We start from the raw sequence: 15,445 nt of genomic DNA on the forward strand, positions 1-15,445 counted from the left end.
AAGAAGCAAGTAACGTGCTAAAGGCTTAGACCAAGAGTATTCGGACTGCACATATATTGCGACCTATACTCGTAATCGAACATAACCCGGTAGACTGTCCGTTTTATCAAGCTGTCTCTCTTCTGTCGTGAATCCATATCTATCCCTCTTCCTCACTTTTTTCCGTATCGGCGGATTCACCTTCGGTGGAGGTTATGCCATGTTGCCACTGATCAAGGCCGATATAGTGGATAAGCACCACTGGCTATCGGAGGAGGATTTTCTGGATCTTTTTGCCGTGGCACAATCCCTGCCCGGAGTCTTTGCCGTCAATATATCCATCTTCGTAGGCTATCGCCTCAGAGGATATGCCGGAGCAGCCGTTTGTGCCTTGGGGACTATTCTTCCCTCGTTCCTGATCATTCTGGCTGTAGCCATGTTCTTTGCACAGATGAGGGACAACAAGATCGTTGCGGCCATTTTCCGAGGATTGCGTCCTGCTGTCATCGCTATGATCGCAGCTCCGGCCATCTCTACATGGAAAGCCATGAAGATGAAAACCGTTTCGCTCTGGATCCCGATCCTTGCTGCTATTCTTGTCTGGTATGCCGGAGTATCTCCCGTGTGGATTATCCTCGTTGCTGCAGCTTTGGGTATCCTCTATAGTCGTTATATCCGCTTTCGTATTCGGAATATGCATTCCTGATCAAACTCTTTCGAGCCGATGATTTATTTGCAACTTTTCTGGGTGTATATCAAGATCGGGCTATTCGGTTTCGGTGGAGGCTATGCCATGCTCTCGCTGATTCAGGATGAAGTGGTAAACCACTACGGTTGGATCACGGCACAGGAGTTCACGGACATTGTTGCCGTCAGCCAGATGACACCCGGCCCCATCGGTATCAATAGTGCCACATACATAGGCTATACCGTCACAGGCAACGTATGGGGATCCGTCTTGGCTACGGTAGCCGTCAGCCTGCCATCTTTCGTTTTGGTATTGATTATTTCGGCCTTTTTTGCACGATTCAGACGCAACACCTATGTCGATGCCGCCTTTACTATGGTACGTCCTACTTCTGTTGGCTTGATCGCAGCTGCAGCACTGTTGCTCACGTTCCGTCCGGATTTCATTTCTGCTTTGTTCACCACAGGCTCGGCAAGCCTCGATCAGGTAGTCGTACAGGAGAACTTCACCGATCTTTGGAGCATCCTCCTGTTCCTGCTTTCCTTCCTCGTCACCGTCAAGAAGTGGCTCCATCCTATCCTCACGATACTGCTTGCCGGTCTCGCCGGTTTGCTGATATACGGCTTCTGAAAAAAGCTGTGCCATAAAAGCGAATTATGACACAGCCCGTCTGACCGATTCAGTATTTCACAAACAAACTCTATCCCAACGGAGATCTACAAATGATGATATCCGTTGAAAGGAAACGAACCTACAGGTTTAGAGCTTCCTAATATCTTCAAGACGGTTCATCCAACCTCTCAGGAAGCGTTTGTTGGTATGCCTTAGCAATTCGCGTTCGGTAGCCTTGCGTCCGATGCGATCCTCGTATCTTTTAATGCTTCTTGTCGTAATGTCCTCTAAGAACTTACGACGTGCATCGAAGATGGACTCAAACAGCTCATCGGGATCTGCACTATTGACAGCCTGCAAAGTCTTTTTGCCCACCATTCCATCAGCTTTCACACCGAGTATCCTTTGAGGAATAACAATACCATGCTTACCTGAACCCCAAACCCAATCGACAAGGATGTTAGCCACCTTTTGAGACTCGATTAAATCTGCTTTCCAACGATCCCAATAAAATGGTTTCAAGACACGATTCAGGACATCGTCATTGGTTAGCAACTTGAGATCCTCGACATCTATATCCTCATCGCCATCCTTGTCATAGCCGACTCTTCTCCAAGTCGCTATCGTTACGCCTTTGTTTGTTGCTCCTCCTGCATCGGCAGGATCATGGACAAAACCGCCTTCCCATTTCAATATATATGGGAGCAATAACTTGACATTTGCCATCTTTCTTTAACCTCTTTGTGTTCAACATAAATCAACTTCCAAAAGCCATTCGGCATCGTCTCTCAAAAAGCTCGTTCCACAGTCCTCCCGTCATTCCACCGACTGCATGAACCTTCATTTTCAGAACCTTATCCCTAAGGCTCTATTTCTCCCTTAAAGATAGCGATTATCTATCTTAAAGACAAGCAAGAATTCTTCTAACGGATGGAAAGCCGGAATCAAAAAGCGGAACCGGAATCGAGCCAATCGTGGTGCGTGTTTTCGAAAATTTACGAACGAGAATTTTCTCACTTTGGCGCGTAAAATTTTTACTTCTCGAACCAAAACAAAAAAATTCCCGCGCCACGTTTTCCAGAACACCAAACAGCTATTTTCTCGAACGAGAACGAATGAGGACTCCAGCACAAAAGAAACAGTTGCAAGACTCAACTCAGGAAAGAAACATTTTCAGAGCCCCAATCTACGGAAATATCGTATATTTTTGTATTCAAAGACATAAACTCTATGAAACGCCCCCTACTCTACCTCATTGTCGTTGCTCTGACCATCCTGTCTTCAACAGCTCAGACCACAGATGATTTGGGCCGAATGCAGACCCTGATTGATCGTATGGCTTACACGGAGGCTCTGGCATGGGCAGACAGTTGCGGTCTCGAAGACGAGCAAGCCCTACACCTCCGAGCCAAAGCTCTCAGCGAACTGGGACGGCATCCCGAAGCCTTTGCCGTCTACCAAAGGGTCATACGGATAGATCCTCTCGATGCGGTAGCTTATCGTTTGGGTGCAGCGTTGCAGGTCGATATGCAGGACTATGCCACAGCAATCGAAATGCTACATCAAGGCTATGAACGCACATCCGATATTCCCACGGGGTACGACTTGGCCAAACTGCTCGTTCTCATCGGACAGGACTCCACGGCATTGGTCATCACAGACAGTATCTTACGACAAGATTCGCTCACTCCCGTCATTCGCCTTAGGGCAAAAGCCCTCAACAAACGACAACAACCTTCTCAAGCGATAGCACTATTGGAAGAGCAGATACTTCGAGACTCTACCGATTTCCTTACCCTGATCGATCTGGCTACCCTGTACGGACAGGTGGGAGAAACGCGCCGACAGGAACGGGTGACAGCACGCTATCTGCAAACCGACTCGCTGAACACGGCCGTACTTCTGGCCCATGCCGAATCCATGATGATGCTACAGGAGGCGGACAGTGCCCTGCATGACTATGAGCGGATCATCGGTCGAGGCCATTTCCCCACCTCTTTCAAGGATCTCTTCTATTGCGGTTTGGCATACTACAAAGCCGATAGGTGGACCATAGCCGAAGAGTGCTTCAGACGAGCCGACGAATCCGCCTACGAACAAAACTACCTGACCAAATACTACTTGGGCATGTGTGCCTATCGCCAAAAGCTGTGGGAGGAAGCGCAAAGGCGGTTGCAGAAGGCACTCGATCTGGTCGAACCGAAAACGGACAGACTCACCGATGTACATACGATGCTGGGTCAATGTGCCAATGAACAAGGGCGAACGGAAACAGCCATATCCCATCTGCGCTATGCCATAGAATACGATAGCGGCAACAGCGAGGCCTGCCTGCTCCTCGCCCAATGCTTCGAAAAGACCGGCAACCGCACCGGTGCAATCCACATGTACCGACGTGTCCTCGACAAGGAAAGAGCAAGTACAGCGAAAAACGACATCAAGGGCTTCCGCCGATTGGCAGAAGCTCGGAGCAGGCTATCCCTCCTGAAAGCCAACAATTCGGAGGACGAGGAAACGCTATAAACATGGCGTATATACATTGTTCGGAACGATCCGAAAGGGAAATGATCATTCGCGATCATATTGTTTCGGGCTCATTGCCAAAATTTCACATCCCCATGCAGCCATTTGATTCTTAGATGTTTCGGCTGAGATCTTCGTGCCGTTTCTTCTCCTCCGACAACTTCCGATAACGGCCCATTCACACTCCTCAAAAAGGGAGCACGGAATCCCCATTTTTGGGGAGAATTATTGTGTTTTGGGGCTACTTTATTACCTGAGTTAGCAAGATTTGTGTATTTTTGCCGCGTCATGAGTATTGTTCGCCTTAGACAATCAATCAAAAAGACAACCACATTTGCCTAACTATTTGAAATGGGCGAGATTATCAGTCATAGCGGAGTTGTCAGCCGAGTGGAAGCCGACAAGATAACGGTATGTGTGCAGCAGAAAAGCGCATGCGCCGGTTGTCATGCCGCCGGCTATTGCTCCTCTACAGACTGCAAAGATCGATATATCACCGTAATGGGACCCGCACCTGACATCCGCGAAGGTGATCGGGTTTTGCTGGAAGGTCATAGTGCCATGGGACGCCTTGCTGTCGTCCTCTCTTTCATTGTTCCTTTGATTTTGTTGCTGCTTATGCTCGTCCTGACCATCAGTATTCTGAGGCTTGACGAGGGCATGAGTACGCTCATCTCACTGGGGGCTTTGGGGGTGTACTACCTGATCCTCCGGTTATTCAACGGCAAACTGAGCCGACGTTTGGTATTTACTATTCGAAAAAATAATCAGTAACAAACAAATATGATACTTACTACTGTGATTGTTTTGGCCACAATCGGTGCCATTGGTGCACTGGTTTTGTTTTTGGCCGCAAAGAAGTTCGAGGTCAAGGAAGATCCACGCATCGGACTGGTTGCAGAGGTACTCCCTCAAGCCAACTGTGGGGGATGTGGCTTCCCCGGATGCTCCGGTTTTGCCAATGCCTGCGTCAAAGCCGAAAGCCTCGAAGGACTGCTCTGCCCCGTAGGGGGAGCAGCGGTGATGGGGCAGATAGCCGACATCCTCGGCATGGCTGCGGCTGCTCAGGATCCGAAGATTGCCGTGGTTCGTTGCAATGGCAATTGCGATGCTCGTCCGCGTACGAACCTGTACGATGGAGCCTCCAGCTGTGCAGTAGCCGCTTCGCTATATAGCGGAGACACGGGCTGTAGCTTCGGCTGTCTGGGATTGGGCGACTGTGTGGATGCCTGCGGATTCGATGCTATCCGCATCAACCCGACAACTTTGCTGCCGGAAGTGGTGGAGGATGCTTGTACGGCATGTGGTGCATGTGTCAAGGCCTGTCCCAAATCGATCATCGAGCTCCGGAAGAAAGGGCCTAAGAGCCGTCGTATCTTTGTCAGCTGCGTGAACAAGGACAAAGGCGGTGCCGCCAAGAAAGCTTGTAGCAATGCTTGTATCGGCTGCTCGCTCTGCTTGAAGCAATGTCAGTTCGAGGCTATCACTATCGAGAACAACCTCTCGTACATAGACCACACCAAGTGCCGCATGTGCCGCAAGTGTGTGGACGTATGTCCCACGAATGCCATCCACGAGCTGAACTTCCCACCGAAGAAGAAAGTGGAGCCGGCTGTCGCCACAGAAGCTGCCGCACCGGCACAAGAGACTGTCTAAGGAATAAATAACAACAAAGACCACATAGAATTATTATGTTGAGGACTTTCCGAATCGGTGGTATTCACCCCCCCGAAAACAAGTTATCGGCAGGCAAGCCCGTAGAGGTGTTGCCTATCCCCTCACAAGTAGTCATCCCTCTTGGTCAGCACATCGGGGCACCGGCAACTGCCACGGTCAAGAAAGGGGATGAAGTTAAGGTCGGGACTATCATTGCTCAGGCCGGAGGATTCGTATCAGCCAATATCCACTCATCTGTGTCAGGTAAGGTGCTGAAGATCGATAACGTATACGACTCAAGCGGCTATCCCAAGCCCGCAGTCTTCATTAACGTAGAAGGCGACGAATGGGAAGAGGGCATCGATCGCTCACCGGCCATCGTCAAAGAATGCAATCTGGATGCAAAAGAAATCGTAGCCAAAATCTCTGCTGCCGGCATCGTGGGTCTCGGTGGTGCTACCTTCCCTACCCATGTGAAGCTATCCCCTCCTCCGGGCAACAAAGCCGAGATCCTGATCATCAACGCCGTAGAGTGCGAGCCCTATCTGACGAGCGACCACGTCCTTATGCTGGAGCACGGCGAAGAGATCATGATCGGCGTGAGCATCCTGATGAAAGCCATTCAGGTAAACAAGGCCGTTATCGGAGTTGAGAATAATAAGAAAGACGCTATCGCTCACCTCACCAAACTGGCCGCTGCATATCCGGGCATAGAGGTAATGCCGTTGAAGGTGCAATATCCTCAAGGTGGTGAGAAGCAGCTGATCGACGCAGTGATCCGCAAGCAGGTAAAAAGCGGTGCCCTGCCTATCAGCACAGGTGCCGTAGTACAAAACGTGGGTACGGTATTCGCCGTATACGAAGCGGTACAGAAGAACAAGCCTCTAGTCGAGCGCATCGTGACGGTCACAGGCAAAAAATTGTCTCGTCCGTCTAACCTCCTCGTTCGTATAGGTACTCCTATTGCGGCTCTGATCGAAGCAGCAGGTGGCCTGCCGGAGAATACGGGTAAGATCATCGGTGGAGGTCCGATGATGGGACGCGCCCTGTTGTCACCCGATATACCTGTGACCAAAGGCAGCTCCGGAGTATTGATTCTCGACAGAGAAGAGGCAGTCCGCAAGCCTATGCGCGACTGTATCCGATGCGCCAAGTGCGTCGGAGTGTGTCCGATGGGACTCAATCCGGCTTTCCTGATGCGCGACACCTTATATAAGAGCTGGGAAACAGCGGAAAAAGGCAACGTGGTTGACTGTATCGAATGCGGTTCGTGCAGCTTCACCTGTCCGGCCAACCGTCCTCTGCTGGATTATATCCGCCAAGCCAAGAAGACTGTGATGGGTATCCAAAGAGCACGTAAGCAATAAGAAAGGAAATAAGCGATGGAAAATAAAATTATCATTTCTCCTTCACCGCACATCCACAGCGGAGACAGCATCAAAAAGAATATGTATGGCGTGCTGATTGCCCTCTTGCCAGCCTTGGCCATGTCGGTATATCAGTTCGGGATCGGTGCGGTGATCGTAACGGCAGTGTCCGTTCTTACCTGTTGCATCGTGGAATTCCTGATCAGCAAATATATGCTGGGCAAAGAGCCGACCATCATGGACGGCTCAGCGATCTTGACCGGCGTATTGCTGGCTTTCAACCTGCCGAGCAACCTGCCCGTTTGGATCATTATCATCGGTGCAGTAGTAGCTATCGCATTGGGCAAGATGTCCTTCGGCGGCTTGGGGAACAACATCTTCAACCCCGCCTTGGTCGGTCGTGTATTCCTCCTGATCTCTTTCCCTGCCCAGATGACTCTCTGGCCTACCGAAGGACAGATGACTTCCTATCTGGATGCCGAGACGGGTGCTACCCCCCTCGGTCTGATGAAAGCGGCGATGAGTGGCGACACCTCGGCTTTGACCAATATCCCCACCGACCTGCACATGTTTATCGGTGAAGCCGGTTCTTTGGGTGAAGTCAGTGCTATCGCGCTGCTTCTCGGATTGGTCTATATGCTCTACAAGAAGATTATCACGTGGCATATCCCCGTGTCTATTTTCGCATCCGTGATCGTATTGGCAGGCATTCTGCACTTGGCCAGCCCGACATCTTTCCCCGCTACTCCGTGGTTCCACCTGTTCTCCGGTGGTATGATGCTCGGAGCCATCTTCATGGCTACGGACTATGTGACTTCGCCGATGACCAAGTCCGGACAGATCCTCTATGGCTGTCTGATCGGCTTGCTCACGGTTGTGATCCGTACATTCGGGGCTTATCCGGAAGGGATGTCATTCGCCATCCTGATTATGAACGGCATGACGCCTCTGATCAATACTTATATGAAACCTAAACATTTTGGAGGAAAGAACAAATGAAAAAGCTAAAATCGTCACTCCCCAATATGTTGCTCTCTTTGACGGGCTTCTGTATCGTTGTTTCCGCCGCCCTCGGCATGATGAACGAAATAACGAAAGAGCCCATTGCAAAAGCGGAAGTGGATGCCAAAGTGGCTGCTATCAAACTGGTAGTTAATGCCTTCGACAACAATCCGTACGAAGAGAGATTCGAAGTTGATGTAGATGGAGCCAAACTCACCGTATTCCCGGCAAAAAAAGGGCAGGAAGTAGTGGGTTACGCAGTGGAAAGCTATACGGACAAGGGCTTTAGCGGTAAGTTCACAGTGATGTACGGATTCGATATGGACGGCAAAGTCCACGATTTCTCCGTACTCAGCCACAGCGAAACACCCGGCCTCGGAGCCAAGATGCAAGAGTGGTTCCAGACTCCTGCCAAAAAAGAAGGACTGATCCAAGATGTACGTGGCGTACAGATGAGCGATACGCCTCTTGCCGTTACCAAAGACGGCGGTAAGGTAGATGCCATCACAGCCGCTACGATCAGTAGTCGTGCCTTTTTGGATGCTATGGATCGCGCCTACAGAGGTTTCAAAGCCGCTCAAGGCAGTGCCGGACAGACTGAGGCAACTGTCGATACTACTCAGGCTGATTCTACGATGAATACTAACACAGATAATACCGAAGCGCAATGAGTAAGAATTTGAGTGTTATTATAAACGGCATTGTTAAGGAGAATCCGATATTCGTACTTCTCCTTGGTATGTGTCCCACGCTGGCCACCACAACGTCGGCCATCAATGGTATGAGTATGGGATTGGCTACCATGTTTGTGCTTATTTGCTCCAACATAGTGGTATCCTTGGTCAAGAATCTCATCCCCGATATGGTACGTATTCCGGCCTTTATCGTGATCATTGCCGGCTTCGTGACGGTATTGCAGATGCTTATCAAGGCTTATATGCCTGATTTGGACAAGAGCCTCGGTATCTTCATCCCGTTGATCGTAGTAAACTGTATTGTACTTGGTCGTGCCGAAGCCGTTGCTTCCAAGAAAGGCCTCGTTCATTCTATATTTGACGGTATAGGTATCGGATTAGGTTTTACCCTCAGTTTGACGCTTTTAGGTACCGTCCGCGAACTCCTGGGCAGTGGCAAGCTATTCGACTTTACGATCTTCAATGAATCCTACGGAGCATTGGTTTTCGTATTGGCTCCCGGAGCTTTCATTGCATTGGGCTACCTGATTGCCTTAGTGAACAAGTTGAAGAAAAAAGCATAACCCACTTAAGTAATTGGCATTATGGAATTTTTCATGTTATTCATAGCGGCGGTTTTCGTTAATAACGTCGTGCTGTCGCAGTTCCTCGGTATATGCCCGTTCTTAGGCGTATCGAAGAAGGTGGACACCTCAATCGGTATGGGTGCTGCCGTGACTTTCGTGTTGGCACTGGCTACATTGGTTACATTCCTGATCCAGAAGTTTGTTTTGGATCGTTTCGGATTGGGCTTCATGCAGACCATTGCATTTATTTTGGTTATTGCCGCCTTGGTGCAGATGGTGGAGATCATACTCAAGAAGGTATCTCCTCCTCTCTATCAGGCATTGGGTGTATTCCTGCCCTTGATCACAACGAACTGCTGTGTGCTCGGTGTGGCTATTCTGGTTATCCAGAAAGATTATACCCTGCTCCAAAGCTTTGTTTATGCAATTTCCACGGCTATCGGTTTCACCCTGGCGATGGTAACCTTCGCGGGTATCCGTGAGCAGCTCGAAATGACCAACCTCCCCAAAGCCATGAAGGGAATACCTTCGGCTCTCTTGGCTGCCGGTATATTGGCTATGGCTTTCATGGGCTTCAGCGGTATCGCTTAACGAGCAAAGGACAATAAGAAATAAGAGAGAGGGTATGCCCATCGCGGTGCATACCCTCTCTCTTGTTTTTTATTGTGACTTAGTCGCCGTATGGAGAACCTACCCGAACACTGTCTGCTAAATCTTTCTCGTTCAGCTGTGACAAACGTAAACCATCAGTGAGAATATCGGCCGAAAGATCGTAGTGACTTTCTCGTTCAGTTGCGAAAAAAGTAAACCCGTTCCGAAAGATTGTACCGACCTGAAGAGAAAAAGACGGAGGCTTGGAAGGATTACGGATGAGGCACGACTACTTGGCTACTCGCTTTCGGAAGCCTTCGCTCAACACAGTCTTGTAAGAACCATCTCCATCGGACAAAATAAGCATATAGTCCACACCTGAGAACTCGGCAGCAATAGCAGCTACTCGCTCCGAACCGACCACCATAAAAGTAGTAGCCAAGGCATCAGCCGTCATACAGTCAGGAGCAACGACTGTGGCACTCAGCACATCTGTCTGCACGGGATAGCCGCTAAGCGGATCGATCGTATGCGCATACTTCTTGCCATCCCGGACATAGAAGTTCCGATAGTTGCCCGATGTCGCCAAGCCCCCTTTTCCACTAAGCTCTACGATGAGTTCGAACTCCTGCATCGCCACTCCCAGACTGTCATCCTGCGGTTTACTTACTCCTATGCGCCAAGGCTTGCCTTGAGGATTGAGTCCGTTGAAAGCAACCTCTCCTCCGATCTCCACCATATAGTCCCCGATCCCATGAGCGGCCAAGGCTTCGCCCACCAGATCCGAAGCATATCCTTTGGCAATGGAAGAAGTGTTCAGCGTAATGCGCGGATCATCCTTCACAACCGTCTCGCCCTCCAATCGCACTCTTCGGTAACCGACAAAGGCCTTGATGCTGTCGATCAACTGTGCAGTCACGTCCTCTTTATGTTCGAAACCGAATCCCCAAGCATTGATCAGCGGAGAGCAAGTAATATCGTAAGAACCGCCGGAAATGGCTGCAATCTCCTGCGCCCGACGAAATACCCGGCGAAACATACTGTCAGTCCTGACCGAAAGATTCCGATTCACTCCGGCGATGATACTGGTACTGTCGAACGGATTAAGGGAATGATTGAAAGCTCTGAATACGCTATCCACTCGCTGTGAATGATCTGCCTCTCCCTTATATTTGATATGATAATAGGTATGGAATATCTCCCCTTGCAATACCGTATAGGCAGGTGCTTTCCGGCAAGAAAAAAAAGCCGCACCGAGAACGATCATTCCCGGAACGGCCACTAAACCTAACCAACGTTTCATAATTTCTCGAAGCTGACTACCTCTTCGATGGATTTGCGATTGAAATCCTCACGCGGAGGCACAGTCCGATCGCCATAGCCGAGAGCCAATATGGAAACAGGTGTCATGTGCGAAGGGATGTCGAAGATCTCCGAACAAAGAGCTTGATCAAAAGCACAGACCCACGTACATCCGAGTCCCAGACTATGTGCTTCCAGCATCATATAAGTCATGGCAATAGAGGTATCGATGTCTACGGAATCACCTGCTCCTCGCTTCCATGCCCTTTGATGATCGCCAAGCGTAATGATATAGATAGGTGCACCCGGGAACCAAGGTTGTTGGGAACAGGGAGCCAAACGTTTGCGACCCTCTTCTTCCCGAACCACGAGGAAATGCCACGGCTGGTAATTATGCGCCGAAGGAGCTATGCGTCCGGCTTCGAGGATGGCCATCAACTTCTCTTCCTCCACAGGACGATCAGTAAACTTGCGTACGGATCTGCGTGTGCGGAAGAAATCTTCTATCAAACGAAAATCTTGAGGAATCTGTTTCATTATATCTCTTTCTCTATTTTATAGTTGTTTCTGTCCGAAGCCTGACGGCTGATCATCTCACCGACAAATCCGGTCAGGAACAGTTGTGTGCCGATAATCATCGCCGTCAGTGCGATGAAGAAATAAGGCCGATCCGTCACCAAAGGTGCCTGCGTATGCATGATTATAGCGGACAACTTATTGACAAGGACAACGGCCAAAGCTATGAAGCCGATCAGGAACATACCCGACCCGAGCAACCCGAAGAAATGCATCGGCTTGCGTCCGAACTTGCTGATAAACCAAAGCGTAAGCAAATCCAGATAGCCATTGAAAAAACGGCTGATACCGAACTTGCTCGAGCCGTATTTGCGCGCCTGATGCCGTACTACCTTCTCGCCGATACGTCCGAAGCCGGCGGATTTGGCCAAGTATGGAATGTAACGGTGCATATCGTTGTACAACTCGATATTCTCCACGACCTCGTGCCGGTATGCTTTCAGGCCGCAATTAAAATCGTGCAGCTTGATGCCGGACAGCTTTCGGGCTGTGGCATTGAAAAGCTTCGAGGGCAGATTCTTACTGAACAGGGGATCGTACCGCTTGCGCTTCCAACCGCTTACCAAGTCGTATCCTCCTTCTGTCACCATCCGGTACAGCTCAGGGATTTCATCCGGGCTATCCTGCAAATCGGCATCCATCGTTATGACTACCTGCCCTTGTGTACGGGCAAAACCACTTTGGAGACCAGCCGACTTGCCATAGTTGCGGCGGAACTTGATTCCTTTGACCTCGGGATGCTCCGCTCGCAGACGTTCGATCACACTCCAAGAGCCGTCCGTACTCCCGTCATCTACGAAGACGACCTCGTAGGAATAGCCATGCTCATTCATTACACGCCTGATCCAGGCAAAAAGTTCGGGGATCGACTCGGCCTCGTTCAGCAGAGGGATTACTACAGAAATATCTATCATAACGAATGCATATTGTCCGACGCAGCCTTTCTTTTCAGGATCAGCCCTACCGGAATGGAGAACAAAGCTCCCCAGAAGAAATTCGAAGAGATGTCATTGATCACACGCGACATGGGGCGTACCCTGAGCATCTGCTCCATCACCTCGCGCCACTCATCGGTACCGAAGACTTGCGTCATAAGGTCGGAGGACTGCTCCAGCTGTGCCATAATATCGGGCATGTGTGCCGGCATTATCTCGGCATAGAAATAGTAGTGAGGAATGGAAACCAATACAGTGGCGAAGAGATAGAGCAAAGTGGAAAACTGCCATCCATGCATAAAGCTGAAACGCATCTCTTGCGGCAGCACGTTCCGATAACGCTTAGTCAGTATATAAGCCAGAAAAGGGACAAAACAGGTGAGCGGAATATACAGCAGCAGCAAGAAAGGAATCCGGAATGCCAATATCACGCAGATGTACTTTAGACACCAGAATGCACCAAAGATCAAACCCATCAAAGCACTGAGGCGAAAAAGATTGCTTCTATCTTCCATATACTATTACATTAAAAAACGGCTTTCCATGCGCCAAAAATACAACATTAGTCCGACTCATCTGCCCCTGCAGCCTCCTTATAGTCAAAATAGCTTTTGCAGATTCCACGAAATATCTTGCATAAAAGAAAATCGACTTAGTACCAAACAGAGAAATGGAAGAGAAAACTTATGAACTTTTTATAAGACATCCATTCGATGTAAAAGATCGGGAAATCGGAGCAATTATAGTTCTTGAACAAAGTTTCATCTAATACCAAATAGTTGAAATTCTTGATCCGCTAAATCGAATTAGTTGAGGTAAAACAATAAATAAGAACTCTCTGTTATAAAATTACAAGGCACCTCAAATCGTGCCAGACAAAACATTATGAATACAAAAATAGAAACACTAAAGGATGCCCTTGCGCATCGTCACTCTCACTATGCTATTCACCCAGAATGGGTGGTTTCGCGTGAAGTCGTCGAAGAATTTCTCGGCCACGTACTGCAAACAGTTCCTTCTGCTTTCAATTCCCAACCTGTACGGATGGTATTGCTTACTGGTGAAGCTCATGATACCCATTGGAAACTTGTTGAGAATGCCTTGATTTCCATAATGGGGCAGGAAGCCTATGAAGCGAATACAGCATCTAAATTACGTCAGGCTTTTGCAAATGGGATCGGCACTATTCTCTTTTTTGATGTGCCATCCATAACAGAAAATCTTCAGGCCTCTTTCCCTGCTTATGCCGGAAATTTCCCTCTTTGGGCACAACAAACGCAAGGCTCACACCAGCATACGGTATGGATGGGTCTCGACTCGCTCGGCTTCGGTGCAAACTTACAGCACTATATCGGTATGGTTGACAATGACATCAAAGCTCTTGCCGGCGTCGATCCTTCTTGGATCTTGACTGCCCAAATGCCTTTTGGCAAACCTATCACAGAAGTCAAAGCTAAAGACAAATTACCCCTTACTGAGACGTTAATTATCAAGTAAAAACGAGGATTCTCCTCGTTTTCTTCCCTTTTTAGAAAAACGAAAATAAAAAAGCGAAACATTCCAGTTTCGCTTTTTTTATTTAGATCGTAGATTGTGTTAGTCCCATTTGTCTGTGCTTGATACTGCATATTTTCCTCCTCCGGTGAAGAACAATGCCAATGCTCCAAACAGGAATAGTCCGGGAAGTTCTGCCGCCCATCCACCATATTGAGTTAAGCTGACAATAGAGTGCCCTCCTAACCATATAATAGCTACACAATTAAACACAAATGCAAGTGCGGCTAATCTAGTCCTTACACCCAGGACCAAGAGCAAAGGGGCGATTACCTCTCCAATATAAACTCCATAGGCTATAAATGGAGGCAACCCCTTTGATGTAAGCATCCCTTGTATAGGATCTATGCCTCCGGTAATTTTTGCTATTCCATGCAACAACATCATTAAGCCTAATGAAAAGCGTAAAATCAAAATCCCCAGTTCTTTATTCTTATCCATCTTCGCGCATTAATTTCTAAAATGATTCTTACGTTTAATACTCTCAAAATTTCATAGGCACCTCCATTAGCAGTATCTCTGTGCCGGGGGTGTCTGATGTAACAGACAAGCTATCCACATCCCAAATACCGAAACCATCTCTAGAACTAAGTTCTTGTCCGGCAATAGTAGCTTTTCCGTTTATGATGAAAGCATATATACCATTCCCTTTAGATTTTATCTTATATTCAGTAGTAATGCCTTCATCGAATTTTCCCAGATGGAACCATGCATCCTGATGTATCCAGACTCCTTCGTCATTCTCGTTCGGAGATAGTATTTGTCTGAATTGATTGAGCATGTCATCTGTTCTTAGTGTCCTTTGGTCATAACGAGGGGCTACGTTCTGTTTGTTGGGGAAGATCCAGATTTGTAAAAATTTTGTCAGACGATCCTTGTTTTTGTTGTATTCGCTGTGTTGAATACCGGTTCCCGCGCTCATAACCTGAATGTCGCCTTGCTTGATCACGGCAATATTTCCCAATGTATCCTTATGCTCAAGATCACCCTCTAATGGAATACTAATGATCTCCATGTTGTCGTGAGGGTGCTTATCGAAACCTCTGCCTGCAGCCACAGTGTCATCATTGATTACTCGAAGAGCACCGAAATGAATACGTTCGGGATCATAATAATTGCCGAAGCTAAATGTGTGAAAGGATTGCAACCAGCCAAAATTGACCCTGCCACGAGTTTCTGATTTATGAATCACATAGTTTTTCATCTTACCAATCGTTTTTGTGTTGTTATTTTGATTTCAGCGTTGGCTCTAACGACAGACTTCCGAGTTATATCACGAGGAGTACAACAGCCGAATTAGCAGCCCCTGTGTTATACACTCTGTATGTGAAATAAGCAGCCTAACGCAGTTAAAACATGCATTATGAGAAAAAAGTTTTAACCGGACTCCCTGATTGAA

General features: G+C 48.4%; 20 protein-coding genes. 12 read left to right on the forward strand and 8 right to left on the reverse strand.

The window, feature by feature from the left end:
* Positions 1–127: 127 nt before the first annotated feature.
* On the forward strand, positions 128–685 hold the full coding sequence (locus HQ50_RS05860; protein ID WP_039423230.1) for a chromate transporter: 558 nt from the start codon (positions 128–130) through the stop codon (positions 683–685).
* 18 nt (positions 686–703) lie between these two features.
* Entirely contained in the window at positions 704–1,297 is a 594-nt protein-coding gene (locus tag HQ50_RS05865) for a chromate transporter (RefSeq protein WP_039423231.1), read from the forward strand.
* A 129-nt stretch (positions 1,298–1,426) separates the two neighbouring features.
* On the opposite strand, the gene HQ50_RS05870 is transcribed toward HQ50_RS05865, so the two are convergent.
* Together HQ50_RS05870 and HQ50_RS12570 are read right to left on the reverse strand one after the other, a co-directional pair.
* Entirely contained in the window at positions 1,427–2,005 is a 579-nt protein-coding gene (locus tag HQ50_RS05870; protein WP_039429024.1) for a glycoside hydrolase family 108 protein, read from the reverse strand.
* Positions 2,006–2,158: 153 nt separating this feature from the next.
* Positions 2,159–2,365 (reverse strand): DUF1661 domain-containing protein, encoded by a 207-nt coding sequence (locus HQ50_RS12570; RefSeq protein WP_152566894.1) that lies wholly within the window; start codon positions 2,363–2,365, stop codon positions 2,159–2,161.
* Here HQ50_RS12570 and HQ50_RS12115 point away from each other — a divergent pair.
* The 9 genes from HQ50_RS12115 (at position 2,298) to HQ50_RS05915 (ending at position 9,679) form a co-directional block, all read left to right on the forward strand.
* Positions 2,298–2,504 (forward strand): DUF1661 domain-containing protein, encoded by a 207-nt coding sequence (locus HQ50_RS12115; RefSeq protein ID WP_235317940.1) that lies wholly within the window; start codon positions 2,298–2,300, stop codon positions 2,502–2,504. The two genes, HQ50_RS12570 and HQ50_RS12115, sit on opposite strands and share 68 nt — an antisense overlap.
* Before the next feature lie 5 nt (positions 2,505–2,509).
* Positions 2,510–3,802 (forward strand): lipopolysaccharide assembly protein LapB, encoded by a 1,293-nt coding sequence (locus tag HQ50_RS05875; RefSeq protein WP_039429026.1) that lies wholly within the window; start codon positions 2,510–2,512, stop codon positions 3,800–3,802.
* 351 nt (positions 3,803–4,153) lie between these two features.
* Positions 4,154–4,576 carry a SoxR reducing system RseC family protein gene (locus HQ50_RS05885; RefSeq protein ID WP_018964242.1) on the forward strand — a complete coding sequence of 141 codons (423 nt, stop codon included), beginning with the start codon at positions 4,154–4,156 and terminating at the stop codon, positions 4,574–4,576.
* Between the two features lie 9 nt (positions 4,577–4,585).
* Positions 4,586–5,458, forward strand: coding sequence for a Fe-S cluster domain-containing protein (locus HQ50_RS05890; RefSeq protein ID WP_018964241.1), 873 nt, complete (start codon positions 4,586–4,588; stop codon positions 5,456–5,458).
* 35 nt (positions 5,459–5,493) lie between these two features.
* The gene (rsxC, locus tag HQ50_RS05895; protein WP_039418963.1) at positions 5,494–6,825 is read left to right on the forward strand and encodes an electron transport complex subunit RsxC; all 1,332 of its coding nucleotides are present in this window, start codon (positions 5,494–5,496) and stop codon (positions 6,823–6,825) included.
* A 15-nt stretch (positions 6,826–6,840) separates the two neighbouring features.
* A complete protein-coding gene (locus HQ50_RS05900; RefSeq protein WP_018964239.1) occupies positions 6,841–7,824 on the forward strand; it encodes an RnfABCDGE type electron transport complex subunit D in 984 nt (327 codons plus the stop codon).
* On the forward strand, positions 7,821–8,498 hold the full coding sequence (locus tag HQ50_RS05905; RefSeq protein ID WP_039424791.1) for an RnfABCDGE type electron transport complex subunit G: 678 nt from the start codon (positions 7,821–7,823) through the stop codon (positions 8,496–8,498). The genes HQ50_RS05900 and HQ50_RS05905 overlap by 4 nt, the downstream gene beginning before the upstream one ends.
* Positions 8,495–9,085, forward strand: a complete 591-nt coding sequence (locus HQ50_RS05910) for an RnfABCDGE type electron transport complex subunit E (RefSeq protein ID WP_039418969.1) — start codon at positions 8,495–8,497, stop codon at positions 9,083–9,085. The genes HQ50_RS05905 and HQ50_RS05910 overlap by 4 nt, the downstream gene beginning before the upstream one ends.
* Before the next feature lie 21 nt (positions 9,086–9,106).
* Entirely contained in the window at positions 9,107–9,679 is a 573-nt protein-coding gene (locus HQ50_RS05915; protein WP_039429031.1) for an electron transport complex protein RnfA, read from the forward strand.
* A 289-nt stretch (positions 9,680–9,968) separates the two neighbouring features.
* Here HQ50_RS05915 and HQ50_RS05920 read toward each other — a convergent pair whose 3' ends face one another.
* From HQ50_RS05920 to HQ50_RS05935, 4 genes are read right to left on the reverse strand one after another with little or no spacing between them, the layout of a single operon-like run.
* On the reverse strand, positions 9,969–10,982 hold the full coding sequence (locus HQ50_RS05920; protein WP_039429034.1) for an FAD:protein FMN transferase: 1,014 nt from the start codon (positions 10,980–10,982) through the stop codon (positions 9,969–9,971).
* Positions 10,979–11,518, reverse strand: coding sequence for a nitroreductase family protein (locus tag HQ50_RS05925; protein ID WP_052074899.1), 540 nt, complete (start codon positions 11,516–11,518; stop codon positions 10,979–10,981). Before HQ50_RS05925 ends, HQ50_RS05920 begins: the two co-directional genes overlap by 4 nt.
* Entirely contained in the window at positions 11,518–12,468 is a 951-nt protein-coding gene (locus HQ50_RS05930) for a glycosyltransferase family 2 protein (RefSeq protein ID WP_039429234.1), read from the reverse strand. The genes HQ50_RS05925 and HQ50_RS05930 overlap by 1 nt, the downstream gene beginning before the upstream one ends.
* A complete protein-coding gene (locus tag HQ50_RS05935; protein ID WP_039429038.1) occupies positions 12,468–13,007 on the reverse strand; it encodes a DUF4199 domain-containing protein in 540 nt (179 codons plus the stop codon). The genes HQ50_RS05930 and HQ50_RS05935 overlap by 1 nt, the downstream gene beginning before the upstream one ends.
* 370 nt (positions 13,008–13,377) lie before the next feature.
* Here HQ50_RS05935 and HQ50_RS05940 point away from each other — a divergent pair, with 370 nt between their 5' ends.
* Entirely contained in the window at positions 13,378–13,989 is a 612-nt protein-coding gene (locus HQ50_RS05940) for a nitroreductase family protein (protein WP_039419819.1), read from the forward strand.
* 99 nt (positions 13,990–14,088) lie between these two features.
* On the opposite strand, the gene HQ50_RS05945 is transcribed toward HQ50_RS05940, so the two are convergent.
* Together HQ50_RS05945 and HQ50_RS05950 are read right to left on the reverse strand one after the other, a co-directional pair.
* Positions 14,089–14,487 carry a DoxX family protein gene (locus HQ50_RS05945; protein WP_039418976.1) on the reverse strand — a complete coding sequence of 133 codons (399 nt, stop codon included), beginning with the start codon at positions 14,485–14,487 and terminating at the stop codon, positions 14,089–14,091.
* 43 nt (positions 14,488–14,530) lie between these two features.
* Positions 14,531–15,250, reverse strand: a complete 720-nt coding sequence (locus tag HQ50_RS05950; RefSeq protein WP_039418978.1) for a pirin family protein — start codon at positions 15,248–15,250, stop codon at positions 14,531–14,533.
* Positions 15,251–15,445: the final 195 nt, after the last annotated feature.

The organism is Porphyromonas sp. COT-052 OH4946, assembly GCF_000765965.1.
Lineage (GTDB): Bacteria > Bacteroidota > Bacteroidia > Bacteroidales > Porphyromonadaceae > Porphyromonas > Porphyromonas gulae.